Annotated in this window: 20 protein-coding genes; 15 read left to right on the forward strand and 5 right to left on the reverse strand. The window is 53.7% G+C overall.

The window, feature by feature from the left end; translation table 11 throughout:
• The first annotated feature begins 35 nt into the window (after nucleotides 1-35).
• From PLIM_RS15345 to PLIM_RS15355, 3 genes are all read left to right on the forward strand, one after another.
• Entirely contained in the window at nucleotides 36-3,557 is a 3,522-nt protein-coding gene (locus PLIM_RS15345; protein ID WP_013111238.1) for a class I SAM-dependent DNA methyltransferase, read from the forward strand.
• Nucleotides 3,558-3,955: 398 nt separating this feature from the next.
• Entirely contained in the window at nucleotides 3,956-4,192 is a 237-nt protein-coding gene (locus tag PLIM_RS15350; RefSeq protein WP_013111239.1) for an antitoxin family protein, read from the forward strand.
• A complete protein-coding gene (locus tag PLIM_RS15355) occupies nucleotides 4,192-4,605 on the forward strand; it encodes a type II toxin-antitoxin system VapC family toxin (RefSeq protein ID WP_013111240.1) in 414 nt (137 codons plus the stop codon). The genes PLIM_RS15350 and PLIM_RS15355 overlap by 1 nt, the downstream gene beginning before the upstream one ends.
• A gap of 20 nt (nucleotides 4,606-4,625) precedes the next feature.
• Here PLIM_RS15355 and PLIM_RS15360 read toward each other — a convergent pair whose 3' ends face one another.
• A complete protein-coding gene (locus PLIM_RS15360) occupies nucleotides 4,626-5,660 on the reverse strand; it encodes a hypothetical protein (RefSeq protein WP_148227135.1) in 1,035 nt (344 codons plus the stop codon).
• 1,065 nt (nucleotides 5,661-6,725) lie between these two features.
• Here PLIM_RS15360 and PLIM_RS15365 point away from each other — a divergent pair.
• The 6 genes from PLIM_RS15365 to PLIM_RS15390 all read left to right on the forward strand — a co-directional run bounded on the left by PLIM_RS15365 (nucleotide 6,726) and on the right by PLIM_RS15390 (nucleotide 13,653).
• The gene (locus PLIM_RS15365; RefSeq protein WP_013111242.1) at nucleotides 6,726-8,771 is read left to right on the forward strand and encodes a PrkA family serine protein kinase; all 2,046 of its coding nucleotides are present in this window, start codon (nucleotides 6,726-6,728) and stop codon (nucleotides 8,769-8,771) included.
• A gap of 110 nt (nucleotides 8,772-8,881) precedes the next feature.
• Nucleotides 8,882-9,988, forward strand: coding sequence for a DUF444 family protein (locus PLIM_RS15370; protein ID WP_013111243.1), 1,107 nt, complete (start codon nucleotides 8,882-8,884; stop codon nucleotides 9,986-9,988).
• Nucleotides 9,989-10,109: 121 nt separating this feature from the next.
• A complete protein-coding gene (locus PLIM_RS15375) occupies nucleotides 10,110-10,622 on the forward strand; it encodes a hypothetical protein (RefSeq protein ID WP_013111244.1) in 513 nt (170 codons plus the stop codon).
• Nucleotides 10,623-10,658: 36 nt separating this feature from the next.
• A complete protein-coding gene (locus PLIM_RS15380; protein WP_013111245.1) occupies nucleotides 10,659-12,200 on the forward strand; it encodes a SpoVR family protein in 1,542 nt (513 codons plus the stop codon).
• Nucleotides 12,201-12,412: 212 nt separating this feature from the next.
• The gene (locus tag PLIM_RS15385) at nucleotides 12,413-13,069 is read left to right on the forward strand and encodes a hypothetical protein (protein WP_013111246.1); all 657 of its coding nucleotides are present in this window, start codon (nucleotides 12,413-12,415) and stop codon (nucleotides 13,067-13,069) included.
• A complete protein-coding gene (locus PLIM_RS15390; protein ID WP_013111247.1) occupies nucleotides 13,066-13,653 on the forward strand; it encodes a hypothetical protein in 588 nt (195 codons plus the stop codon). The genes PLIM_RS15385 and PLIM_RS15390 overlap by 4 nt, the downstream gene beginning before the upstream one ends.
• Nucleotides 13,654-13,885: 232 nt before the next feature.
• Here PLIM_RS15390 and PLIM_RS15395 read toward each other — a convergent pair whose 3' ends face one another.
• Both PLIM_RS15395 and PLIM_RS15400 read right to left on the reverse strand, forming a co-directional pair.
• Nucleotides 13,886-14,725 carry an MBL fold metallo-hydrolase gene (locus tag PLIM_RS15395; protein ID WP_013111248.1) on the reverse strand — a complete coding sequence of 280 codons (840 nt, stop codon included), beginning with the start codon at nucleotides 14,723-14,725 and terminating at the stop codon, nucleotides 13,886-13,888.
• A 58-nt stretch (nucleotides 14,726-14,783) separates the two neighbouring features.
• The gene (locus PLIM_RS15400) at nucleotides 14,784-15,863 is read right to left on the reverse strand and encodes a Gfo/Idh/MocA family protein (RefSeq protein WP_013111249.1); all 1,080 of its coding nucleotides are present in this window, start codon (nucleotides 15,861-15,863) and stop codon (nucleotides 14,784-14,786) included.
• A 424-nt stretch (nucleotides 15,864-16,287) separates the two neighbouring features.
• On the opposite strand from PLIM_RS15400, the gene PLIM_RS15410 reads away from it, so the two are divergent.
• Together PLIM_RS15410 and PLIM_RS15415 are read left to right on the forward strand one after the other, a co-directional pair.
• The gene (locus tag PLIM_RS15410; protein ID WP_013111251.1) at nucleotides 16,288-16,488 is read left to right on the forward strand and encodes a carbon storage regulator; all 201 of its coding nucleotides are present in this window, start codon (nucleotides 16,288-16,290) and stop codon (nucleotides 16,486-16,488) included.
• A 299-nt stretch (nucleotides 16,489-16,787) separates the two neighbouring features.
• Complete coding sequence (locus PLIM_RS15415; protein WP_013111252.1) at nucleotides 16,788-17,474, forward strand: hypothetical protein; 687 nt, start codon at nucleotides 16,788-16,790, stop codon at nucleotides 17,472-17,474.
• A gap of 1 nt (nucleotide 17,475) precedes the next feature.
• Here the strand turns inward: PLIM_RS15415 and PLIM_RS15420 are convergent, their stop codons facing one another.
• Nucleotides 17,476-20,085: a ligase-associated DNA damage response DEXH box helicase gene (locus PLIM_RS15420; protein WP_013111253.1), complete on the reverse strand. Its 2,610-nt coding sequence runs from the start codon at nucleotides 20,083-20,085 to the stop codon at nucleotides 17,476-17,478.
• 387 nt (nucleotides 20,086-20,472) lie between these two features.
• Here PLIM_RS15420 and PLIM_RS23070 point away from each other — a divergent pair, with 387 nt between their 5' ends.
• Together PLIM_RS23070 and PLIM_RS15430 are read left to right on the forward strand one after the other, a co-directional pair.
• Nucleotides 20,473-21,570: a VWA domain-containing protein gene (locus tag PLIM_RS23070; protein WP_013111254.1), complete on the forward strand. Its 1,098-nt coding sequence runs from the start codon at nucleotides 20,473-20,475 to the stop codon at nucleotides 21,568-21,570.
• Entirely contained in the window at nucleotides 21,539-22,648 is a 1,110-nt protein-coding gene (locus PLIM_RS15430) for a tetratricopeptide repeat protein (protein WP_013111255.1), read from the forward strand. The genes PLIM_RS23070 and PLIM_RS15430 overlap by 32 nt, the downstream gene beginning before the upstream one ends.
• A gap of 75 nt (nucleotides 22,649-22,723) precedes the next feature.
• Here the strand turns inward: PLIM_RS15430 and PLIM_RS15435 are convergent, their stop codons facing one another.
• Entirely contained in the window at nucleotides 22,724-23,068 is a 345-nt protein-coding gene (locus PLIM_RS15435; RefSeq protein WP_013111256.1) for a hypothetical protein, read from the reverse strand.
• Between the two features lie 463 nt (nucleotides 23,069-23,531).
• Between PLIM_RS15435 and PLIM_RS15440 the strand changes: the two genes are divergently transcribed.
• Both PLIM_RS15440 and PLIM_RS15445 read left to right on the forward strand, forming a co-directional pair.
• A complete protein-coding gene (locus PLIM_RS15440) occupies nucleotides 23,532-24,848 on the forward strand; it encodes a lactate racemase domain-containing protein (RefSeq protein ID WP_230849322.1) in 1,317 nt (438 codons plus the stop codon).
• Nucleotides 24,849-24,899: 51 nt separating this feature from the next.
• On the forward strand, nucleotides 24,900-25,577 hold the full coding sequence (locus PLIM_RS15445) for an HD domain-containing protein (protein WP_013111258.1): 678 nt from the start codon (nucleotides 24,900-24,902) through the stop codon (nucleotides 25,575-25,577).
• Nucleotides 25,578-25,678 lie beyond the last annotated feature (101 nt).

A 25,678-nucleotide genomic window follows, 5' to 3' on the forward strand; every position in this document is an offset into this window, starting at 1 on the left:
GTGATCACTGCACACCGTTTGAAACCTGGCCTGCCATGACAGCTGCTTCTGTTGCTTCGATTGATCCCGCCGCCTTCATCGCCCGCTGGGCACCTTCTGGTGGTTCCGAGCGGTCGAACTACACGCTCTTTCTCTCCGAACTGTGCGACCTGCTGGGCGTCCCGAGGCCCGAACCGGCCCAGGCCGATACCTCCCGCAGCTTCTATGTCTTCGAGCGGGATGTCACCTTCCACAACAGCGACGGCACCACCAGCACCGGCCGCATCGATCTCTACAAACGCGGCTGCTTCATCCTCGAAGCCAAGCAAGGGGTCGAGCAGGCCGATGCCGTCGAAATCCTCTCCTCCACTCCCGCAAAGCGCCGAAAGGGTCACGGCACACGCGGCACCAAGGCCTACGACGACACCATGCTCCGCGCCCGCAGCCAGGCCGAGCAATACGCCAAAGCCCTCCCCGCCGATGAAGGCTGGCCGCCGTTCCTCATTGTCGTTGATGTCGGCCATTCGATCGAACTCTTCGCCGACTTCACCCGCAGCGGCAAGACCTACCTCCCCTTCCCCGATCCCAAGTCCTACCGCATCCTGCTCAATCAACTGGCGCATGACGACATTCGCCACACGCTGAAAACCGTCTGGACCGATCCCGTCTCGCTCGACCCCTCCCGCCGGGCTGCCAAAGTCACACGCGAACTCGCCGATCGTCTCGCCCGGCTCGCCAAATCGCTCGAAGCCTCGAAGTTTGACCCCGGGCGCGTGGCGCAGTTTCTCATGCGGTGCCTCTTCACCATGTTCGCTGAAGATGTCGATCTCATCCCGCGCGAGAGCTTCACCAACCTCCTCAAAAGCCTGCGCGATGATGTCGCCAACTTCCCCGAGATGATCCGCTCACTGTGGGTGTCGATGGACAAGGGGCAGTTCGATCCCGTGCTGCGGAAGAAGCTCCGCCGGTTCAATGGGGGTCTCTTCGAGGACTGCGAAGCCCTTCCCCTCACCCGCGACCAGCTCGAACTCCTCATCGAAGCCAGCCAGGCCCAGTGGCGGGATGTCGAACCGGCGATCTTCGGCACACTCCTCGAACGGGCACTCGATCCGCGCGAGCGGCACAAGCTCGGTGCGCACTACACGCCCCGCGCCTATGTCGAACGGCTCGTCATGCCCACGATCATGGAGCCGCTCCGCGAGGAATGGGACACCGTCCGGGCCGCCGCCTTCACCGAGGCGGGTCGCGGCCACCGGGAAGCGGCCATTCAGATTCTCCGCGATTTCCACCGGCAATTGTGCGAAACCCGCGTCCTCGACCCGGCCTGCGGCAGTGGCAACTTCCTCTATGTCGCCTTGGAACATATGAAGCGGCTGGAGGGGGAAGTCCTCAACACGCTGCACGATCTGGGCTATAAACAGCGGGAAATCATCACGGTTGATCCCCACCAGTTCAAAGGGATCGAAGTCAACCCCCGGGCCGCGGCCATCGCCGACCTGGTCCTCTGGATCGGCTATCTCCAGTGGCACACTCGCACGCGGAACCTGGACGACATCTCCGAGCCGATCATCCAGAATTTTCATAACATCGAATGCCGCGACGCGGTCCTGGCCTGGGATGCGATTGAGGAAGTCCGCGATGAACACGGCCAACCCGTCACCCGCTGGGATGGCCGCACGATGAAGAAACATCCGGTCACCGGTGAAGACGTCCCCGACGACACCGCCCGCGTACCGGTGGTGAAATACATCAACCCTAGAAAAGCCGAATGGCCAAAGGCGGAGTACATTGTTGGGAATCCACCATTTATCGGAAATTCGAGGATGCGTCACGCGTTGGGAGATGGATACGCTGAGTGCATCCGCCAGACGTACAATCGCCTACCTGAGACTTGTGACTTCGTCATGTATTGGTGGGATCGCGCAGCAGAATTTACTTCTGACAATCAGGTGAATCGTTTTGGATTCATTACGACAAATAGTATTCGCCAAAAGTTCAGCAGGCGAATACTGGAGCAATACATCAACGGTCCTGTCGCTGCACTCTCTCTCATTTTCGCGATCCCCGACCACCCTTGGGTGGACTCCTCCGATGGCGCAGCGGTCAGAATTGCGATGACAGTGGCCGCTCCTGGAACTAAAGTAGGTCGTCTAAACAATGTTGCTTCTGAGTCGATCGGCGTTGATGACGTCGCAGAAGTAAATCTTCGAGAGCGGATTGGTCGTATCCAAACTGACTTGACAATCGGCGCTAATGTCGCTGGTACACTCACTCTCAAAGCAACACAGGGACTAAGTTGCCCCGGAGTTAAATTGCATGGTGCCGGATTCATCGTTTCTCCTGAAGAGGCGAGGCATCTTGGTTTAGGTAGCGTGCCGGGTCTAGAGCTTCATATTCGACAATATCGTAATGGGCGTGACCTTACTGCTAGTCCAAGAGAGGTCATGGTAATTGACTTGTTCGGCTTGGGCGTTGACGAATTGCGGCAGCGGTTTCCAGCTGTTTATCAGCACGTCCACGACCATGTGAAACCTGAACGCGATCAGAACAATCGTGCAGTTTACCGCGATAGTTGGTGGATGTTTGGAGAGCCGCGAGCTGCATTCAGGCCTTCACTGAAGGGCCTTGCACGATATATTGCCACGGTAGAAACTGCCAAGCATCGGGTATTTCAGTTTCTTGATGCTTCGATATTGCCCGACAACATGCTCGTAGTGATTGCTCTAAACGAATCGTTGCATTTAGGTGTACTAAGTTCCCGTATTCATATTGTTTGGTCTTTGGCCGCTGGTGGAACATTAGAAGATCGACCCCGATACAACAAATCGCGTTGTTTCGAGCCATTTCCATTTCCCGAAATGCCCAATCCACGCACGCCACGCATCCGCGAACTTGGCGAGCAACTCGACGCTCATCGCAAGCGACAACAAGCCGCTCATCCTGACTTGACGCTCACCGGCATGTACAACGTCCTCGAAAAGCTCCGCTCCGGCGAACTGTTGACGGCCAAGGAGAAGGTGATTCATGAGCAGGGGCTGGTGTCGGTTCTCAAGCAGATTCATGACGACCTCGACGCCGCCGTCTTCGAAGCCTATGGCTGGCCGGTGACACTCACCGACGAAGAGATCCTCGAACGGCTCGTCGCCCTCAATGCCGAGCGGGCCGAAGAGGAAAAACGCGGGCTCATCCGCTGGCTCCGCCCCGAGTTCCAAAACCCCTCCGGCGGCCAGGCGATCCAGCCCGAACTCGAACTCGAACTCGAAACCGAAGCCGAGGACGAAGAAGAAACCGCCGCAGCCACCACGAAGAAAGGCGGCAAAGCCAAAAAGGGAGCTGGCAAAACAGCCCCAGGCGGCAAGACCAAAGCCCCCGCAAAGCAGCCCTGGCCCACCAAACTTTCTGAGCAGGTGCAGGCCCTCATTCAGAAACTGCAAACCGCCGACAGCCCGCTGACTGCCCAGGAACTCGCCAAAGCCTTCACCCGCGCGAACGCCGACACGATCGACGAACTCCTGGAAACCCTCGTCGCCATCGGCAAAGCCAGGCAAGTTGGCGACGACAAGTTCACAGCCGTGTAGAACAGAAAGTCTCGCGCGAAGGCGCGAAGGATTCCAAGAAGAGCATGCGCTCTGGGTGGGTGGCTGGGGTCAAACGTCCTCGTTTGCCCCCAGTTCATGAAACTCGCCTTATCAAAGGCGCTCACACTCTGGTGCTCTGATGCTCTGGTGCCATGCTTGCAGCTCTGGGCAAGCATGTTTTTGCGATCTTCAATGTGCGATTCCTATTGCGGGCGGGTCGGCACCTGAAGTTGGTGCATTCCGAAGACTCCATGCACCCTACGAAATTCCTTCGCGCTCTTCGCGACTTCGCGAGAGCCACAGCCTCATGTCGGATCAAGAAAAATTGACTTATTGAGGACGAATAATGATATGCTATGAGTATCAAACTGTTTCATCTCTACAAGGAGATTTCATCCATGCAGCAGGCGTTTGAAGCGATTTACGAGAATGGCACGTTCCGGCCACTCCCTGGTGGAAATCTCACCATTTCTGAAGGGAGCCGGGTGCGGCTTACTGTGGAGAATGAACCCGAACCCAAGGCCCTGGAACTGGCTTTAAACGTCTTCGCAGACTTCACAGAATCAGAAATCAAGGAAATCGAAGAGATCGCTTTGAAACGCGATCACTTTTTCGGCTCAAGGAACCCATCCTGATGCATCCACGAACACTACTCGACACGGACGTGCTTTCGGGCTTGATGAAGAGAAATCAGACAGCATTAAACCGGGCGAGAAAGTATCTCAGCATTCATCAGTCATTCACGATTTCCCTGATGACGCGATTTGAGTTAATGCGTGGTTTGCAGGTCAAACAGGCATCAGCACAACTCGCCGCATTTGCAGTGTTCTGTAATAACAATGTGGTACTTCCGCTCAATGACAACGTGATTGTGAGAGCTGCCGAAATCTATGCTGATCTTTACCGTCGCGGAGCACTGATCCCAGACGCCGATATTCTCATTGCAGCGACTGCGATCGAAAATGATCTCGTGCTCGCAACGAACAACGTCGATGATTTCGCCCGCATCGCCGATCTCCAAATCGACAACTGGTTAACATCCTCTTGATATGATCAATCATTCATTAATCAGAGTTGATCGATAGAACTCTTCAATACTCTGGAAGCATTCGGAACCAGCGGCGATTTGAGCCCTTGACCTAATTGCTGCAGCACGTCGTCAACCTTTCGAGGTTCACACGCCTGTTCGAGCTGATCCAGAAACTGGCTTTCCCCATTCAGGCCCAATTCAAAGCCGGGGGAAAGGGCCTGGCGGTCGCCGTAGCGTAGTGAGAAAGTGCAGGTGGCCAGATCAGGTCGCTGGACAGGAAACGCGAGGAGCAGGCGCGGCCCGCGCAACGAGATAGACTCGGGCCGAAAGGCAGCCTCATCCAACTCGGGCGGGATGCTTCCCAGCAAGAGGCGGTGCTGATTGATGTTGGAAACCACGAACGACACATCCACAGCCGCTGGCTTGCCCGCTGTGGATGGCTGGCCGGCAGTTGAGGGCTGGCCGGGCCGGGCCACTCGCGTGCGGAGAATGCAATCCCAGGGTGAAACTCCCGCTTCCGGCACAGCTCGCTCGACCTCGACAGGAATTTCTACCCCCACACCGGTCGCTGACTCGGCAGCAGGAAAACTCCACTCCACGGCCCCCACGGGAAGGTTGCGCGTCTCGATCAAGACCATCCATACCCGCCAAGCCTCATCCCACTGGTCAGAAACCTGATGGGGCTCGTAACGCCTTTGAACTTCGAAGGATCCGCTCTCTTTGACTAATGCAGCCACTGCGGATCGTGGCAGATTCCGCACAATCCAGCCAGCTTCAGCCGCGATCGAGGGGACGATGAATGGCTCTTTTTTTGCGGGATCTTCGACTTCCACGCGCAGATCGCGCAGGTCACTCCGGCAGGCGGAAAGCATCTCGGGGTCTAGCTCGACCAGCAGCCACACAGGGGAATCGAGTGAGGCATCGGCCGGACGTGCTGCCGCAGAATCGTCTTGCAAACTTTGTACGGCAGACTGCACATCGAGGGGAATTTTTTGAAGTTTAGCGAGGGACTTCGCACCGGTCGCTGACGCCGGCCCCGCCATGGGAGTCACTGATGTCTCACACCCGGACATCAGGCTCAATACCAGACAACACCACAGGATGCAGTGACGACGCAGAGTTTGATCAGAGAGACAGCAGGAAAACATGATGTGCGGGCCACCTCGAAAGGAACTCTGCGGGCAACGTTTTTCAGCCTGAGCCAGTTTGTCGGCGACACGCCATGAGAATCAAAGCAATCACAGTTTCCGACACAAAAACTCAGAAAACTTCCTGGTAGATGAGAGCCGGGCCATGAAGGATTTGTGTGCAGGAAGTGAAGAGTTTGCAAAGTTGGGCTTGTCGCCAACCCGGATGCAGAGATAATTGAATTGTGTGGACAGCCTTAGAATGCCTCCTCGACATACCTCCGTGAATCGATTGCGTGTCTGTTCTGGTACCCCTGGTTCTGGCAAATTCATGGTTCTGGAAAGTGTGATTCGATTTCTCAGAATTTCTTTTGACGCGTGTTGTCGATCTCATGTTAGCATGAGGTGAAGTGATGTTGTCGATCACTGGAAGATGCCGCGAGGCTGACGTTCCTCGCATGTCGACTGTAAATATTCCCCAACGATGATCAACGCCATTCTGGGTTCTATGAGTCCAGAGTGCTGATGCAAAATTTGTTGTCGCAATTGGTGATGTGATTGGCAGTGAATTCACTGCAATCGATGATTCGGGGGCTCTGAAAGCTCCTTTTGCTACAGCGTGTCAGACTCTCGCCAGTATTGACTCGAGATGGGACTTCTCAGCCTGCCTTGCAAACTTTCGTCGATCGCTCTTTCCCACATCGAAACCATTGACGAACTCTCACCATAGCTTTGGCCCATAGCTATGACTAAGTGAAGTTCATGTGCAGTTCTCCCTCTTCACCAAGGCTAGTCACAGCCTGCGCGACAGGAATGGAACTGCCATTTCATGAACCTCCCTGATGTTCATGATGTCAGTGGCTGGCTGGTTGAACAGACCGGCAGCTCACGAACATGCAGGCACCTCGGAGATCTCATATCACAAACTTTTCATCGCTAAGAACCACAGACTTAACGACTGATATTGCAGAATTTCAGTTTCGCCGAACGGATTCGAATTAGGAGTGAAACATGACGACAGGACAAGATCTGCTGGAAAAGTTCTCTGCCCGCCAGAATGCCGATACCTTCTGGCAGGAACACTGGCAGGGGACATTCGCCGAATATCTGGATATCGTTCGCGAAAATCCCGGTGTCGTGCGGACGGCTCATCAGCGGATGTACGACATGATCACTTCCTATGGTGATTATTCTGTCGATGAAGGCCGCCGGGGTGGCCTGAAACGCTATGCATTTTTTGATGATCCCGACAACGGGGGGCGCGATGCGATTTTCGGCCTCACCGAAGAACTGGCACAACTCGTCTCTGTCTTTCGCAGTGCGGCTCTCAAATACGGCAGCGAACGCCGGGTCTTGCTATTGCACGGCCCAGTGGGGAGTTCGAAATCGACCATTGCCCGACTGCTGAAAAAAGGGATTGAGCGCTATTCCCTCCAACCCGAAGGAGCACTCTACACTTTTGGATGGAAGGAAAAGGATGGCAGCATTACCTGGGATCCGATGAATGGCGACCCCTTGCAATTGATCCCCCATGCTTATCGCCAGGAATTGTGCGATCAACTGAATGAGGAAGTTCAGAACGCGACTTATCCCATCGAGATCAAAGGGGATGTCTGCCCTCTTTCTCGATTCTACTTCCGTGAGCGTCTCGCTGAAGAAAATGGTGACTGGACGAAAGTTCTGGAATCGATTGTCGTCAGGCGATTCTTTCTATCAGAAGCCGATCGGATCGGGATTGGTACTTTCCAGCCCAAAGACGAGAAAAATCAGGACTCAACAGAGCTGACTGGCGACATTAACTATCGCAAAATCGCCGAGTATGGCAGTGAATCTGACCCGCGCGCGTTCAACTTTGATGGTGAGTTTAACGTCGCCAATCGCGGGATGATCGAATTTATCGAAGTCCTCAAACTCGATGTCGCCTTCCTTTACGATCTGCTGGGGGCCTCACAAGAACATAAAATTAAGCCCAAGAAGTTTGCCCAGACCGATATTGATACGGTGATTATTGGCCATACAAACGAACCGGAATATCGCAAGCTGCAGTCCAACGAATTCATGGAAGCGCTCCGTGATCGTACGGTCAAGATTGATATTCCCTACGTCACCAAGTTGAGCCAGGAACTTTCGATCTACGAAAAGGACTACAACAGCCGACGCGTCCGCGGGAAGCACATTGCTCCTCATACTCTCGAAGTGGCAGCACTCTGGGCCGTTCTTACCCGACTGGAAGAACCCAAGCATCACGGGTTGACACTGCTCCAGAAACTGAAGCTCTATAACGGAAAATCGTTGCCGGGCTTCACGATGGATAACGTGGATCAGTTGCGTAAAGAAGCAAAGCATGAAGGAATGCAAGGGATCTCACCGCGCTACGTGCAGGATAAGATTTCGAATGCACTGGTGAATAATGCCGATGCGACAAGTATTAACCCATTCATGATGCTTAACGAACTGGAGGGTGGGCTCAAGCATCACTCGCTCATTCCGAATGAAGATACCCGCGATGCTTACCGACGGCTGATTTCTATTGTCAAGGAAGAATACACCGACGTGGTGAAGAATGAAGTCCAAAGGGCCATTGCTGCTGACGACGAGGCTCTCACACGACTCTGCGGCAACTATATCGATAATGTGAAGGCCTATACTCAGCGTGAACGGGTTCGCAATAAGTTTACCGGCCAGGATGAGCAACCGGATGAACGCCTGATGCGGTCGATTGAAGAGCGCATTGATATCCCGGAAACACGTAAGGACGACTTCCGCCGGGAAATCATGAACTATATTGGAGCTCTAGCGCTCGATGGGAAAAAGTTTGACTATAAGACCAACGAACGCTTGCACAAAGCTCTGGAAATGAAGCTCTTTGAAGACCAGAAGGACACCATCAAACTCACCAGCCTGGTTTCCAATGTGGTCGATAAAGATACTCAGGAAAAGATCGATATCGTCAAGGGCCGACTGATTCGTGATTTTGGCTATAACGATGAATCAGCCCATGACGTGTTGCAATATGTCGCAAGCATCTTCGCCCGCGGCGATGCCAAACGTGATTAAACGACTCGCGAATGAAAAATTCAGCAGTTCTAGGGAACTGCCATGAGTTGAGTGATCACTTCCAGAATAATGGGAAGCCTTCCATCCTGATGCCGGCATGAGGCCAGTCCATGACTCGACCGATCGATCTTGATACCCAGCGGTTCAAAGAAATCGTCCGCGGGAAAGTGCGCGACGGACTAAAGAAGTACATCACTCAGGGAGAAATTCTGGGACGCCAGGGCCGGGAGGTGGTGAGTATTCCGATTCCAAATCTGGATATTCCCCGCTTTCGTCACGGCAGCAAAGGTTCTGGAGGAGTGGGCCAAGGCGAAGGAGAGGCCGGGCAGCCTGTCGGTCAGGGAGGAGACCAGGAAGGTGGCCTGGCCCAACCCGGCGATCAGGAAGGCCAGCACATCCGCGAAGCCGAACTGACTCTCGATGAACTGGCTGACATGTTGGGAAGTGAGCTGGAATTGCCACTGATCACCCCCAAAGGAGACAGCACACTTAAGACCAAAAAGCTGCGATACAACAGTATCCGCCAGACAGGTCCCAAATCGCTGCGTCATTTCAAGCGCACCTATAAGCGGGCTCTGCGGCGGCTCATTGCGACGGGAGGCTACGATCCTCTAACTCCCGTCGTTATCCCAACACATGAAGATGAACGCTTCCGCTCCTCCTCAGAAGTGGTGTTGCCGCATGCGAACGCCGCCGTCATTTACATGATGGATGTCTCCGGCTCAATGACCGACGACCAGAAGCAGATAGTCCGTACAGAGTCCTTCTGGATTGATACCTGGCTGCGCAGTCAGTACGACGGCCTTCAGCGTCGGTATATCGTGCACGATGCCGTCGCCCATGAAGTGGATGAAGACACCTTCTATCGCACACGTGAAAGTGGGGGCACGAGAATTTCCTCAGCCTATACGATGGCTCAGAAAATCATCGATCGCGATTTTCCTCCCGCCGACTGGAACATTTACTGCTTCCAATTCAGCGATGGCGACAACTGGGGCGAGGACAACACGCTCTGCATGCAGAAACTGCAGAATGATCTGATCCCCGTCTGTAATCTCTTCTGCTATGGTCAGGTCGAAAGCCCCTATGGCACGGGAGATTACCTGCGTGAACTGAAGAAGATTGTCTCCCGGTTTGAAAATCTGATTCTCTCAGAGATCAAGAACCGCGAGGGAATCTACGATTCGATCAAAACGTTTCTCGGGAAGGGAAAATAGCCTGAGATCTTTTCATTCGAAACGATTTCATGGATACCATCATCATTTTCAAGACGCTCAGCACAGCACGGCTCCTGTGGTGTTCACCGAATTCTGTATGGCAGCCAAACAAGGGTTTTCGATGAGTCATTTCAAATATAGAACATTGTTCGTGATACCTGCGGCCTTATTGACCGGGCTACTAGCAATGACTTCAGCGGATCAAAGCCAGTCACCAACCTCTGCTTCGCTCAATGTCAGCGACATTACCAATCGACGAGTAACTCTGGTCGGGGTAAGTGGTGTCGAATTGGGTCAGTGCTTTGAACTCACAGGACGAATCGCCATAGGTAACAAGGCTGCCAAGGGAATAGAACAATCCAGTTTCCTCGTCATTGAAACGATAAATGGTGAGCCAGTCACTGGTATTCGCTACTTTGCCGCCGACCAGATTAGTTTTCGCGATAGGACAAATCGCTTCGAAGAATCCCCACTTCCGCCAGTGGGCACTCAAGTCCACCTCGCTGCCTACGAAACAGGCAATTTTATTGGCAGTCCGCAAGGCGACATCTATCGCCCCCCGGTTCAGGACCGTGGATTTCATTTCCGAAGCCAGTTGGTTGTCTGCCACGATTTTCGATCGGCCAGCAAGTAGATTACGTCGGAAGACCGCCAGGAGTGAAGGATTCCCATGGCTACGTCGATCTCCACACACCGGCAACTGCCCGCCGAACTGCGTGAAATCCAGTTGAGAACGGAAGACTATGCACGCAGCTATGGGCTCGATTTCTACGAAACGATTTTCGAGGTGCTCGATCACGAAGAGCTCTGCATGTTCGCTGCTTATGGTGGCTTTCCGACCCGATACCCGCATTGGCGATTTGGAGCTGAGTACGATGAGTTAGTGAAGACTCATATGTACGGGCTGCAGCGGATCTATGAGATGGTCATCAACAACGACCCCTGCTACGCCTATCTGCTTAATACGAACATGATGATCGATCAGAAACTGGTCATCGCCCATGTCTACGGGCATTGCGACTTCTTCAAGAACAACGCCTTCTTCTCGCATACCAATCGCAAAATGCTCAACCAGATGGCGAATCATGCCGCCAGAATCAGTCGTTACATCGATCGCATTGGTTATGAGCAGGTGGAGCAGTTCATTGATGCCTGCCTCTCTCTGGAAGATCTGATTGACCCCCATTCGGTCCAGATTAAGAGGGCTCCGGATATCTCGGCTATGCCGCATGCAGCCCTGTTGCGAGATGAGGATTTTGAATACCTCGCCACGGAAGGACGTTTCCCTTCTAAAGGGTATATGGATCAATTCATCAATCCACCCGAAGTGCTCGAACGCGAGGCCAAAGAGCGCAAAGACCGCGAAGTCGAACGCGTCAAGAAAAGATCCTTCCCTGAGCAACCCCAGCGCGATGTGCTGCAGTTTTTATTACAGCACGCACCACTGCGTGACTGGCAGCACGATGTGCTATCGATCATTCGCGATGAGGCTTACTACTTTGCGCCCCAGGGTCAGACCAAAATCATGAATGAAGGTTGGGCCAGTTACTGGCACACCTTTCTCATGACCCGTCACGGCATGAATGATTCCGAAGTCATCGATTATGCCGACCATCACAGTGGGACAGTCGCAATGACACCTCAACGACTGAACCCCTACAAAGTCGGGATTGAACTCTTCCGCAATATCGAAGAGCGCTGGAACAATGGCCAATTCGGCGCTGAGTACGACAACTGCACTGACATGAAAGAAAAAGCCGGCTGGAAGAAAGATGTCGGGTTAGGCCGCCAGAAGATTTTTGAAGTTCGCCGGATTCATAACGATATCACATTTATCGATGAATTCCTGACGCCGGAGTTTTGTGCCCAGCACAAGTTCTTCTCGTTTGCCTATAACCCTTCAGCAGATCAGTACGAAATTGCCTCGCGAGAGTTCGATCAGATCAAACAGCAGCTCTTGACCAGTCTGACAAATCATGGCCGGCCATTCATTTATGTGGTCGATGGGAACTATCGCAATCGTGGTGAGCTTTATCTGCAGCATCAATATCAGGGTGTTGAACTCAAACAGGGGCATACCCAGGATACTCTGGTCAATCTCCAGAAACTCTGGGCACGCCCTGTGCACATTGAAACAGTCGTCGACGACAAGCCCACAGTCATCTCTTATGACGGGCATTCTCATCAGACCAAAATTGCTTCTCAAAGTTAGGTGCGTGCTGAAATTCTCTGGTGGCTCTGAAGCGAATTCTGGTAAAGGCATTAGCGCCTGTGCGTGACCTAACCGGGAAAGGATGGGTCTCAGACCGCACATATGCTAGACTGAGTCGCATCCCTCAACAGCTGAATAATCAACGGAAAATGGATTAACGCAACCATTTACTGTGATGAGCAGTCGAAGTCCGTTTTTTCGAGAGCAGGTCAGTGGCCATTGGTTTGCAACAACGCTGGATTCGAGATTTGGTCATTCTCGGCATCATCGCAGGGACGATCGCACTGATCTGCCTGTTTCGCATTCAGCAGGTTACGTCCCATTCAAAAAGCGGGTCGCTGACGCCGGTTCTCCCCTCGAATCATTCGCATGAAACGTCACTTCGACTCAGGAATACACCACGATTCGAAGGGATCGATCAGCAGAACCGCATGTTTCGTCTCGATTCGATCCTGGGACGCCACGAGATCTACCTGCTGTTCGTTCAAGAGTTCGATGCCCCCGGCTCCCGGGCGGCTCTCGAAGCTTTGAAACGAATGGCTCGTGTGACCTCTTCGCCTGCGAAAGTCCGGTCAAATACAGCTTGGGAAGAGACTCAACTCGTGGTCGTCACAACATCGCTGCCGCCAATTGTTCGAGCGGAGCTGGAAAAAACGGGAAAGTTTGGTGGTACGATTCTCAGCGACGCGACCGGCGAAATTCGACGATTGTGGAATGTCAGCAATTTCCCCACGCTGTTTCATATCAATCGAGCCAGCCAGGCCCGCCACGAGCTGCTGCTCTATAATAGAGAAGATCATCCAGACAACTCAGCAGCCATTGAACAATCAGCACCCACCGAACGGCCCGAATGGCAGGACTCACCATGACACATTCCCCATCTCACGATGCCTCCCACTCCGACCGGGAACACTCTGCGCCTAAACTCACAGACATTTCTTCCAACGTGAGTGGTGAGGGGATCAGTGGCAAAGCGGTCGATGGCCGCTACGTGGTGGTCGCTATGATCGTTTTTGGATTAACCGTGGCCGTTGCGGTCGCTCTCTTCTGGAATTATCAGACGAAGCCCTTCCGGATCTTAACTTTGGCACTGGGGAGGGAATTCCCGGCTTCACTACCAAAGGTGGAAGGGGGCCTGCCGAAGAAAGGGCCCGCGGTCCTGAGAATCGCCATTCGAGTCCCCTTTCATCCCGAGGAAGATAATGCCGCCTTTGAAACCTTTCGCGATAAGGTGCTGGCCACCTGTGTGAAACATCAGAATCTCAAGCCATTTCAGGATATTGAGCTGCATGTCTTCTACTTCCCCCCCAAGCATGTCGTTGTTCGCCGATCGGTGACGATGCCTGTGAGTGAAGTCATCGAAAAGTTTCCGCAGCCTGATGGGCCGAACAATAGTCAAGCGAATTCGAATTCTGTTGAACCCGGAACCGCTGATAGTCCGGCGGCAGAATAAACAGCTCGACCCGCCCACCAGAATAGTCGGGAAAGATGGGTTAAGGCTTTGCGAAACCCATCAACTTGAAATTCATTGACACAGCAGGATTTAATCCAACACCCACATAATTCTTGATCATGATTGACGATATCTGGAATGGGAACCACCGCCTCCGTGGAAAAGGAAAGGCAAAGGTGGGTTGCGCAAAGCCTTAACCTCACCCTACTTGACTGAGCACTCTGGTGCGGTACTACAACCAAAGCTTGATTTTTGATTTCAGCTCAGCGGGCAGACGTTTCATCACCGCCTTTTCAATGGTCGGCGTGGGATAGCGTGTGCTGAAGTGCATCGCGATGATCACCTCATTCTGGAAGCGGTCTTTTCGTTCCACGAAATCGTCCAGATGCAAGTGGCCGAACTTATGCACTTTTTCACGCCGATGCTCAGGCCGGAAGAAGGTCATCTCGGTAATCAATACCTTGGCCTGATAGATCGCTTCACAGGCATCCAGCCCGGCGGGAGCTGTATCTCCTGTATAGGCAATCCATGGCGTGCGAACTTCGGCTGTGACTTCATTCCCAGCTAATCGCAAATCTCGAATCTCATCACCGGAAAGGCCATGGTATTCCGGCTTGAGCTTCATCCGGCGATTCCAGACAACATATCCCACGGAAGGGACGGTATGCTTCGTCGGAAACGATGTGACCACCCACTCGCGACCTAACTCGAATTCCGAGTTCTCGCCCACTCCAATCAAATTGACCAGCATCCGCCCACGGTCCAGCTTCTGCCACGCACGGAGCATGCGCTCGACATCTTCCACCACGGCCTCAGGCACATAAACCGTCGGTGGCTCCAGCTTCATCATGCGGCGACGGGCCACATAAGCCGGCAGAGCCGCCATGTGATCCAGATGCGCGTGGGTAATAAAGAAGGTGGGAATGCCGATGAAATCCCAGGGCGAGCCTCCCAGATCAAACCCAATTTTTAACTCGGGAATTCGCCAGTAGCTTTGAACAGCCGCCCGCGACCAGCCTTCAATAGTGATGTCTTTGTAAGGCATCGAATGAACGGGAAGATTTTCAAGCATGTCAGTCCGTTCGCCTTGTAAAACCAGTCAAATGCGCAACCAGTGATCTCGCCAGATTTCAGGAAACCTTGACTGGTTTTCCAAGCTCGACACTCGCCAGTTCAGCATGGCACAGCGCCAGGGCACTTCGAGCCAGATCGGCAGACAGGCCACGAGGAACTTCCCCGGTTTGCACTGCCACGACTGCCTGTTGCAACTCCGCTGTGAAGGCGGCGTACCATTCACTGCCTCCCTTCAGCTTGGGTTGTGTCGCCTTTCCTTTCGAGAGGACAGTCAGAGGTCTGTCGGCACACCACTGGCCCGCCAATGTCCCGGCAGAATAAATGAGTGTGGCTTCCTCAAAGAACAACTCGAACCCATGCGCAAAATCGAGACCAGAAGCTGCCATCCCGCCACTGACTGCCGAAACCGCCAGACCAGCATCGTCAAAGACATAGTTGGAGTGCACATGGTTCACGAAACCTTCCTGCAAAAACCCGCGCGAGAAGACCTGGCGTGGAATTCCGCAGATCAGGGAAATGAAATGATTGTCATGGATATGCAGATCGATCCCCCAGCCGCCGAGCTTGGTGAAGTCAGACATTCCTCCTGACCACTTGGGGCTCGAAATAATACGTTTGAAACTGGCAGCGAGAAGCTTGCCATATTTCTTGGAGGCGACCGCTTCCGCAGCGAACTGAAACTCAGGGAAGAATGGCAGCACATGCGCCACCATCAGCAGTTTCCCGGCTTTCTTTGCAGCAGCAACCATACGATCTGCTGATTTCAGATCAACCGAGATCGGTTTTTCAACCAGTACGTGTTTACCCGCTTTCAGGGCGGCAATCACCATCTCTTCGTGCTGATCGTTCGGAAGGCAGATATCAATCAGGTCAATTTCGGGATCGGCAAACATTTCGTGGGGCTGGTCGTACGCACCAATTTTGCTGAGGTCCAGCTTCGGGCCACGCGGGCCAAAGTTTCCCTGAATACTCGTCCAGTCTCCGGCCAGCTTTTCTGCACTGCGTGTGCAGATCGCTGTCACGCTCCCACCTTTGAGCCTGGATCCAGCCAGCGTGCCATCCTCGCGAATCTTTGTCGCACCGGCAAAGTGAGTCCAACCCATAAAGCCAATACCAAGAATACCGATCCGAATCATTCGCTCATCTCCTGAGGTGGCACGCCGTCACGAAATTCTGATGCACCCGTTTTCAGTCGGCGCTCCAGGTTTGTCCCGGCAGCTTTCCCAATGCGGAGCCGTAAATCAAGCGGCTGAACGAAACACGTCACACCCAGCCCACGAAAACTGCCAAAATGGCATTTCTCTGCCTTTTGCACAAAAAACAGGCAGCCCATTTTTTGTGCATAGTCCTGCCACATTGCCCCCGATCACTAAGAGTGGCGAATTTGGCCGATTTTGCACTGGATTCTGAGTGCCCAGTGTTGATATCTTCTTGACGACGCCATCGGAATGATTGCAGGTTTCGGGGGAAAGCCTCAGCCGCAATTGGGGCGGCATCGATTGCCAGATCGCTGGTATTGATTCACAGGGATGCGAATTCGGTCCATGAAGGGGGTGGGTTATGTTGGTGTTGTCACGAAAGCCAGGCGAGAAAATCCTGATCGGCGAGAATGTCACTGTGACAATCGTCCGCATTGGGCCAAACACAGTCCGCCTGGGGATTGAGGCACCGCGGGATATGAACATTGTGCGAGAAGAACTCTGCACAGGTGAAGACTCCGCTCCGACCACTACACACACAATTGATGTCCATCACGCTTAATGCCCGTGATATCCATCTCTGTGCTGATGTGGTCACTTTTCGTCAGCACACATCTGCTGATGAAGCGATATCCTTTTGACTGGTTCTGATCACTCAGCAACCCGCGTGTTTTCTAGCGAGTGATCTTTGGGTCGATGCCAAGCCTTGCCGATGATTTTTGCATAACCTTCACCCGAGAATTGGCCACAGCCGTCTCGGGTTTTTTCGTAAGCCGCTTTCGGTAAAAGTGCATTCTTGGCAAACGTAACGCTTGCTGATTGACCTGACGATGAAATCAAACCTGGCGGGAGGATTCTGGGATGCCAGAGACATTGTCCAATCCTCTGCCTCTTCCCTCTGAACAGCCGGGTGAGCCGAAGCCTCTTCGAGATCACCAGCGGCCAGCAGCGGATTCGATTCTCGACGTCGCGGGGATTGCCGGCCATTGCCCAGCCTGCGGCCAAAAGGCACTCCTGGTATCAGCCGTTTGTACCAGTTGCGAAGAACCACTGGTCGTTGCCAAAGGGTCAGACGGCCAATCAATCCTTCGCCTGCAAAGAGATGCTCACCGCGAAAAAATTCTGCGGCTGGAAGACCAGCTTTCGATCTACTGGATAATGCTCGGAAGTTTTCAATTTATCGTGATGCTTTCCATCAGCCCGGTCATCATCCGGAATTTCCGCATCACTGTTACGCCACTCATTCAGCAATCGTGGATGAGTCTGCACACAGCCAGCATGATGCTGAGTCTCATCGTCACTGGACTGATCCTCTTTGTCTGTGGTATGGCTATGAAGTTTGGTTTTCGACAGATTGCGTGGCTGGGAGTCCTCGCGAATTTTTGGGCATTTGTCGTCACTCTTGCTTCACCGATGTTCATCGGCGCGCTGGTTTACGCGATCCTTCTTTTGCCAGCCTGCCGACTGATGTGGCTGTGGTACAAGTCTCCCGGCATGACCGTCTTCAATGGTCAGTGTGCCCCAACGGCGGCTGATCGGCTTTCCTAGCTCACTTCCGGCGGGAGGTAGCGGCTTTCTCCAGCGGAATCTGCATTTTGCGAATGCGATCTTCGAGCTTTTCACTGGTTAATCGCTCGCGCAAACGGTCCACCATCAGTGGAAATGCCAGTGGAGTAAATCGCGGAAGTTCCACAAGCTGAATGGTGGCTCCCTGCAATCGAACTAATGTTTCCCGCAGTCGATTCGATTCCAGTTGCTGTTCGAGGACTTCTTGCCGAGCCTGCCTGAGCAGCAGATTGTCGGGATCATATTCGGTAAAGACATCGTGCAGTAAACCAGCCGATGCCTGCAGCTGCCTGGTCGATTTGGTCGCACCGGGAAAGCCCTGAGAAATCAACCCACTAATTCTGGCGACTTCTCGAAATTGCCGCCTGGCCATTTCGACGGCATTCAGACTCTGTTCAATATCTCCCTCGAGTTGATCTTCCGAGAACAATCCCTCCTGGATCGCCCTACCAACATCAATGGCCTCTGTCGCCAGGAGTTCAAAGCCATAATCATTTATCGCCATCGTGAATGTGACGGGCAGTCGTTGAGCCAGTCGATAGGCGAACAGACTGGCCAGACCTTCGTGCACCAACCGCCCTTCGAACGGATAGAAGTAATAGTGGTAGCCTTCACGCGACTTGAGTGTCTCGATCAGCAGTTCGCCCATAGCCGGTATGAGTGACCAGTCAGCCTGCACTTCAAGAATTGGCCGCACAGCTTCCATTTCAGGGCCAAGAAACAGACCTCGACGTGCTTCGTCCAGTTTGTTACGCACAGCTTTGGAAAGTTCTGTCGAAAGGGGCATGCGGCCACCCATCCAGCGGGGTACTGGCCCGAGTTTGCCAGTCGCGGGTTTGACATAAGCCTTCATATCGTAGACACGAATTAATTCGAGCAGCTTACCCGAGAAGATAAAGCGATCTCCGGGCTTCATTTTGGAAACAAAAGATTCCTCGATCGTGCCTAATCGTGCACCACTGCGATACACCACGGAAAGACTGGCATCTCCCACAATTGTGCCAATCGCCATGCGGTGCTGACGGGCCACTTTCTGGCTGGTCACGCGATACTCGCCATCGACGACATTGACCCGTTGATAGTCAGGATAAGCCCTGAGTGCCTCACCACCACGATGGATAAAGTCGAGAACCCATTCCCATTCGTCTGCTTGCAGATCATGGTAGGCCGACGACTGTCTGACTTCCTGCAATAGATTCTCAGCACGAAAGCCCGTTCCCAGAGCAACCGTCACAGCATGTTGAACAAGCACGTCGAGTGGCTTTGAACGATGGATCCTCGCCTCCAGATGGCCCTTTTCGAGCGATTCGCGAGCAGCGGCAAACTCCACGAGCTCCAGAGCATGAGTGGGGACACACACCACCCGGCTCAATGCCCCCGGTTGATGCCCTGCCCGCCCAGCTCGTTGCAGCAGACGGGCCACACCTTTGGGGCTCCCCACCTGCAGCACCTGATCAACAGGTGAAAAATCGACTCCCAGATCGAGCGATGAAGTGCAGACCACAGCCTTTAACTTTCCCTCACGCAACCCCTGCTCGACCCAGCGGCGAACATCCTGATCGAGTGAACCGTGATGCAGTGCCAGTTCGCCCGCCCAGTCGGGCCGAGCCTTCAGAATCGCCTGATACCAAAGTTCTGTCTGGGCTCGAGTATTGGTGAAGACCAGCGTCGAACGAGCCGCTTCGATCCTTTCGATGACCTGTGGCAACAGACGAACCCCCAGATGGCCAGCCCAGGGGAATCGTTCCATCACAGGTGGGATCATGGAATCAATGGCGTACGATTTACTCGTGGCGCCATGCACAATCTTTCCCACATAAGCCTGCGAAGCGGTGGTCTGAAACGCAGCCATTCGCTGACCAGTCGGCCTCCCCAGCAAGACATCACAGGCATGCTCAAGATTCCCGAGCGTGGCCGATAATCCCCACACCTGCAACTGAGGTTGCCAGCTTCTCAGTCGAGCCAGGCAGAGTTCAGCCTGCGTGCCTCGTTTTCCGCCCAGCAGCTCGTGCCATTCGTCGAAGACCACACATTCCAGGTTCGCCAATTGCTCCTGAGCATCTGCACGAGCGAGCAGAAGTGAGAGGCTTTCGGGCGTGGTAATCAGAGCTGTGGGTAATCGTTCGCGCTGATGACGTCTCGTTGTGGCTGATGTATCACCGGTCCGGCGTTCCACCAGCCACGGGAGGTTCAGATCCTGAACAGCTGCCTGCAATGCATTTTCGGTATCGGCTGCCAGAGCACGCAGTGGCGTAATCCATAAAACCTTAAGGCCCGGTGCTTTCTGTGAAGGTTTTTTGCCCGCATCGACGAGTTTTTGCTCTTCGTGAAGCGCACGTAAAAGTGGGCCTCCCCACGCGGCATAGGTTTTTCCAGTCCCTGTGGTGGCATGAACTAAACCACTCTCACCCGCCAGATAGTTTTGCCAGACTTCTTCTTGAAAAGGAAATGGCTGCCAGCCCCGGGAAGTGAACCAGTCTCTCATCGGCTGCAGAAGATCGGCTCCGTGGGCAGATTTTGAATCGAAACTGCTGGCCAGATGCTCCGCCGTTGAAGCTGACTTTCGCGAGATTCCGGGCCGCGGCGGCTTCATGGGCAACGACCTTTCAGAAGTCTCAACAGGGCGAGTCATTTGAATCAGAAACAAGGTTCACAAGGCTGCCTGGCACGAAATCATCGATTGCTCCGTGGCGAGCAATCGATAAGAGATCGTAGTCACATGCATCCTGTTGGAAAGGGAGACAAGTTCGACAAGGCGTTGAGTTTCTGACGCTGAGACCACAAATCACCTTGCGGGATTTTGAAACATCGATCAACCTTATGAAAGTCGTGGACATAACTTGTTGAAAACAGACAACTTGAGCCCACAATTCGCAGTCTGTCACCGTATCATTTCAAGTGCATCGTTTTTCGAAGTAGATGTCTTTTTCCCGACCCACGGATGGTAAAGCCAGCGGTTTGCATTGAGGGAGATTGAAACATGACGACCCCTCAAAGAGCTGTGACCGAACCAGTAATTCAGGTCTCACAGGGAGCAGCCAGACAAAGTGCGCTGGTAGGCTGGCTCCTTTCCGGCTGTCTCCATCTGATCGCTATCGTCCTGCTCCTCTTTGTCATTCAAGGACAAAGTGTTGAACGCGTTGGTTTCGGCAATGGTGCTGAAGGTCCACCCGGTCTCGTAATGGTGGATGCCAGTGATGGTGGGTTGACGCAAGAAGCCGCACCATCAGAAATTGGAAATGGGAATCGGCCATTACGAACGGCAGCAGGGAGCAGCGGGACTGGTCGCGAAGTTCAATCGACAGAACTCCCGGCTGATGTACCACCAGTTCCACTCTCCTTGCCGAAAGCTGGTGCAGCAGGACTGGGTTCTGCCCGCGGCAACCTCGCCTCAGAGTTCTCTCCCACGGCGGGAACTGGCAATAGTGGAACCGGCCTGACAGGGACAGGAACCAGTGGTGATCTGCGGGATCTGATCGAAGGGACAGGAACACGAAAACCGGGAACTGGCCTCGGTGCTGCCACACCTGGCACCAGCTTCATGGGGATCAAAGATCAGGGAAGCCGGGTCGTGTTTGTGATCGATTGCTCGGGAAGCATGACCAACTACAACGCGATGCGAGTCGCGAAGACGGCACTGGTCAGCAGCTTGCAGGCACTTGATACCGGGCAGCAGTTCCAGATCATTTTTTACAACGACAGCCCGACGTTTTTGAAAGGGACCAGCCGCGACGGAAAGGCCAGCTTGTGGTTTGCAACCGAGATCAACAAAACTCTGGCAACACAGCAAATCAGTGCGGTTCAGCCCGACCGGGGAACACAACATCTGCCGGCACTGAAGCTCGCTCTCAAGTTTTCTCCTGAGGTGATCTATTTCCTCACAGATGCGGATGAACCCGAGTTAACATCGATTGAGCGGAAAGAACTGATTCGGTTGAATCAAGGTCGCAGCCGCATTCATACGATTGAGTTCGGTCAAGGGCCGGAGTTGAAGACGGAGAACTTCCTCAAGAAAGTCGCTCGCGAGAACGGAGGAAGCTATCGATATGAAGATGTCACCCGCTTCACTTCCCGATAATCGCATCGCTGACTGGCAAGAAGCTCGAGGCGTAAACTTCGACGTCTCCTCTTGGATAATCAGATCCTTTCTGATCATCTGGCTGATAGCGGCAGGAACAGTCCTTCTGGGAAATAGTCAAGCTGAGGCCATCGATCGGGTCGTCCTGCAGCAGCCTGCAGGTGGCGGACAGATTGCGATTACCGGCACAATTCTCGACTACACCGGCGAATCGATCACCATTCGGCCCCGACAAGGCGGGACGATTGCCAGGCATGTCTCCAGCGATGTCATCGAAGTGACCACGGAGTATCTGCCAGAGCATCAACTCGCCATTGATCTGATGTCCCGCGGCGATTGGAAAGCTGCTCGGGCCCAGTTGACCGCCACGGTTGAAAAGGAAGACCGTCTGTGGGTTCGCCGGATCATCCTCTCGCAACTGGTCCGTTGTGCCGCTGCCCTCGATGAGCCTTTGGCTGCGGGACGATATTTTGCAGCTCTGGTGCAAAGCGATCCACAGACCATTCATGCTCACGTCGCACCGCTCGACTGGACAGATCAGATTCCCGATGAACCGTTGTTGTTACAAGCCCAGCAGTGGTTGAAAAGTTCGCATCGATTGACGCGACTGCTGGGAGCCAGTCATCTGATACGAGATAACAGTCTCGGCCCGCAGGCTGTGGCTGAACTGCAGATCATCCTGAGATCCGACGAAATCGCGGCTCGCACTTTGGCTCAAGGGCAACTTTGGAAGCACCGCTTGAATGCACTGGAATTGACCAGCACCGAGGTCGCTCGCTGGGAAGAAACGATCCGGTCATGGCCTGATCGATTGCAACCCGGAGCCTGGACTGTCATTGCCCGAGGGCACGAACATTTTGGTCAGTGGCCACAGGCAGCAGCCGCCTGGATCCGACTGCCGGTGGCTTTTCCAGATGTCGATGCCTTGGCAGCTTATGCAGGTCTGCGCGGTGCCATCGCTTTCCAGGAAGCAGGACAGCTCGCCGCTGCCAGAACCATGGGCGAAGAAATCAGCCAGCGGTTCGCCTCGACCCGACACGGGAAAGACGCCACCAACTGGCTGAAAACTCTAAAATAGTTGGCCCAGTTCAACCTTTGAACGACTAAAGATCTATGGATCTTAAGGGCCATCAATGGAACTGGGTGATGTGACCTAAGAAACTGTCGCAGTGACGGTCGTGCTCAACCAGCGCTCCTGATCCACAATGATCAGCTCCGCAGGGTTCGATGGCGAAGGTGCCAGTTCGACACCGGCGCCTTCGAGGAGACCGGCCTGCTCAGATTCGGCAGGAACATTTCCTTCATTACCAACAATGCGATACCACTGCAGGTGTGGCCAGTCACGACGGACGGCATTCAAAGCAGTCAGCAAAGCCTTGCTGCCAGCACCGGGTTTGAAGCCACACTTGGCTGCCGCATCATTATGAGTGGCGAGCTTATCGGCACGCTTCAAAGAAAAGATCACTTCCGCGAGTGCATCGGCACGGGTCGAGGCCATGTTCAATCTCCAACAAACAATAGAAAACCGGCGAGGAAATGGCCTTCCTGGCAACAGTGACCTTGAGCACTTGCGATTTTCAAGGTCGCCTCAATCACATCGAAAGAGAGAACCCTCTCACGACGTTATCCACATCAAGAATAATAACCAATTCTCCACCTCTTCTCAATGACTGAATTCCACTCTCTGCACATGTCGCATGCAAAGCCTGTGGCCAAGAGTAGTTCGCTCATTGCGACACTGGCAAAGACTGCCGAAATCGAGTTCGATTCCATGCGAACCATCCACACGACAACCACCTGTTCCGTCTGATTGGCAGCTCAACACCATCCACCAGGAAAGGCTCACCAGCGAATTCAATCACTTGTTGCAAGTCTCCTTGTCACATCGGAAAATGTGATTGCTGATATCCGGCCTCAAGAGCTCACACATCGACATACCTTCTGGAATGGATCTTCATCCTTTGCCCAATCACCAGAATTCTCGCAGCCAATCATCTGCTGGTGGGGAGTATCAACTTCCCCGCATGGCCAGGCTGAAACAGCAGTTTCAAAGGCCGCAAGAGCCCGATCTTCGCCAGGCGGTCTTTCGCGAACTTGCGGCTCTGCACCTCGAAAAAAAGATCGCTCCGGGCCAGACAGTGGCCATAACGGCAGGCAGCCGAGGGATCTCGGGCATTGATGTCATCATCAAAGGAGTCGTCGAATTCATTCAAAGCCTGGACGGACTCCCCTTCATCATACCGGCCATGGGGAGCCATGGCGGTGCCACTGCTGAAGGACAACTCGCAGTTCTCGCGGGCTATGGGATCACCCCTGCGACCATGGGTTGTGAGATTCGCTCCTCCATGGCCACGAGCGTTGTCGGAGAGACGATGGACGGGATTCCCATTCATGTCGATCAACACGCACTGGCCGCTGATCATGTCCTGGTTGTGAATCGCATCAAGCCTCACACCGGGTTTGTGGGAGAAATTGAATCGGGCCTGCACAAGATGCTGCTGATCGGCCTGGGCAAACATCTGGGGGCGACGGTCTATCACCAGGCGATTGTCCGTTCGAGCTTCCGCAAGATCTGGCAGGAAGTGGCCCCCATAGTCATTTCCAAAGCCAAAGTCTTAGCAGGCTTAGGGATTGTCGAGAATGCCTTCGATGAAACGGCCCTCATCGCTGGTGTCCCTGTCGAAGAGTTTGCCGAAAAAGAAGCAGAACTCTTGAAGCTGGCCAAAGCCTACCTTCCCCGATTGCCTTTTCGAGAGATCGACCTGCTCATTGTCGACCAGATCGGAAAAAACATCAGTGGAACAGGCATGGATACGAATATTGTGGGCCGCAAGTACAACGATCATGCGGCTACTCCTCAAGATGATGTGTCGATCCGCAGGATTTTTGTGCGTGGATTAACCGCCGCGACGCATGGCAACGCAACGGGAATTGGCATTGCCGAATTCACCAATCATCGCACCGTCGCGAGCATCGATCGGGAAATCACTCAGATCAATTGTGTAACAGCCAGCCACCCCACCGGGGCCATGATCCCTGCCTCGTATCAAACCGACCGACAGGCCATTCAGGAAGCACTGAAAACGATTGGCTGGGTGCCACCTCATCTGGCGAAAGTCATTCAGATCCGTGATACGCTGCATCTGGGTGAGTTATTAGTGAGCGAAGCCTTTGCCCCGGAGCTGATCAAGCATGATCAAATTCAACAGATGACGGATTGGGAAGAGATGGAGTTTGATCAGGACGATAATCTGCGAGATCTTCTGCCGGGCGAGTGAGAACTGAGCATCAACCATTGAAAATAACAGCCACTGGATTGTTGAGAAGCGATGAAAAGCGAAACCCTTCCCGACCCACAGCATGTCATCGAACAGGTGGCACACAAAGTTCGACAACTGCTCGAACATGACGCGAGTGGTCATGACTGGTGGCATATCGAACGGGTGCGCCACGTTGCCTTACAGTTGGCACAAAAAGAAGGTGCCGATGCGTTTGTCGTCGAACTCGCTGCCCTGCTGCACGACATCGGAGACTGGAAGAATCAGACCGATGGACAGGATCGGGGGGCAGAACTTTCGCGCGTATGGCTGGAAGAATTCGGACTCTCGCCAGAGACCGTTCAACATGTCGCCGACATCATTGAAGGGATCTCATTCAAAGGAGCCGGTGTCGCTACAGAAATGCCAACACTGGAAGGAAAGTGCGTGCAGGACGCTGATCGACTTGATGCGATTGGAGCGATTGGCATTGGTCGAGCTTTTGCCTTCGGCGGATCGCGCGGCCGACCCATGCACGATCCCGAAGTCAAACCAGAACTGCACCAGTCGTTTGAAGACTACAAACGGAAAAGCGGTGCCACGCTCAATCATTTCACCGAGAAGCTGCTGCTCCTCAAAGAGCGCATGCAGACTCCCAGCGGACGAGTTTGGGCCGAACAACGGCATCAATTCACCGAAGAGTTTTACAATCGCTTCCTCGCCGAATGGGATTCTCGCGACATGGCCTGAGACGAAAAAAAGCGGGCGAACCGAAGTTCGCCCGCCTCTCCGTTGGTCGGTCACGCACCGACATTTCATCAAATCAAATTTATAGCTGACCTGGGGCCAGA

The sequence above is a fragment of the Planctopirus limnophila DSM 3776 genome, assembly GCF_000092105.1.
In the GTDB taxonomy this organism is placed as follows: Bacteria; Planctomycetota; Planctomycetia; order Planctomycetales; family Planctomycetaceae; genus Planctopirus; species Planctopirus limnophila.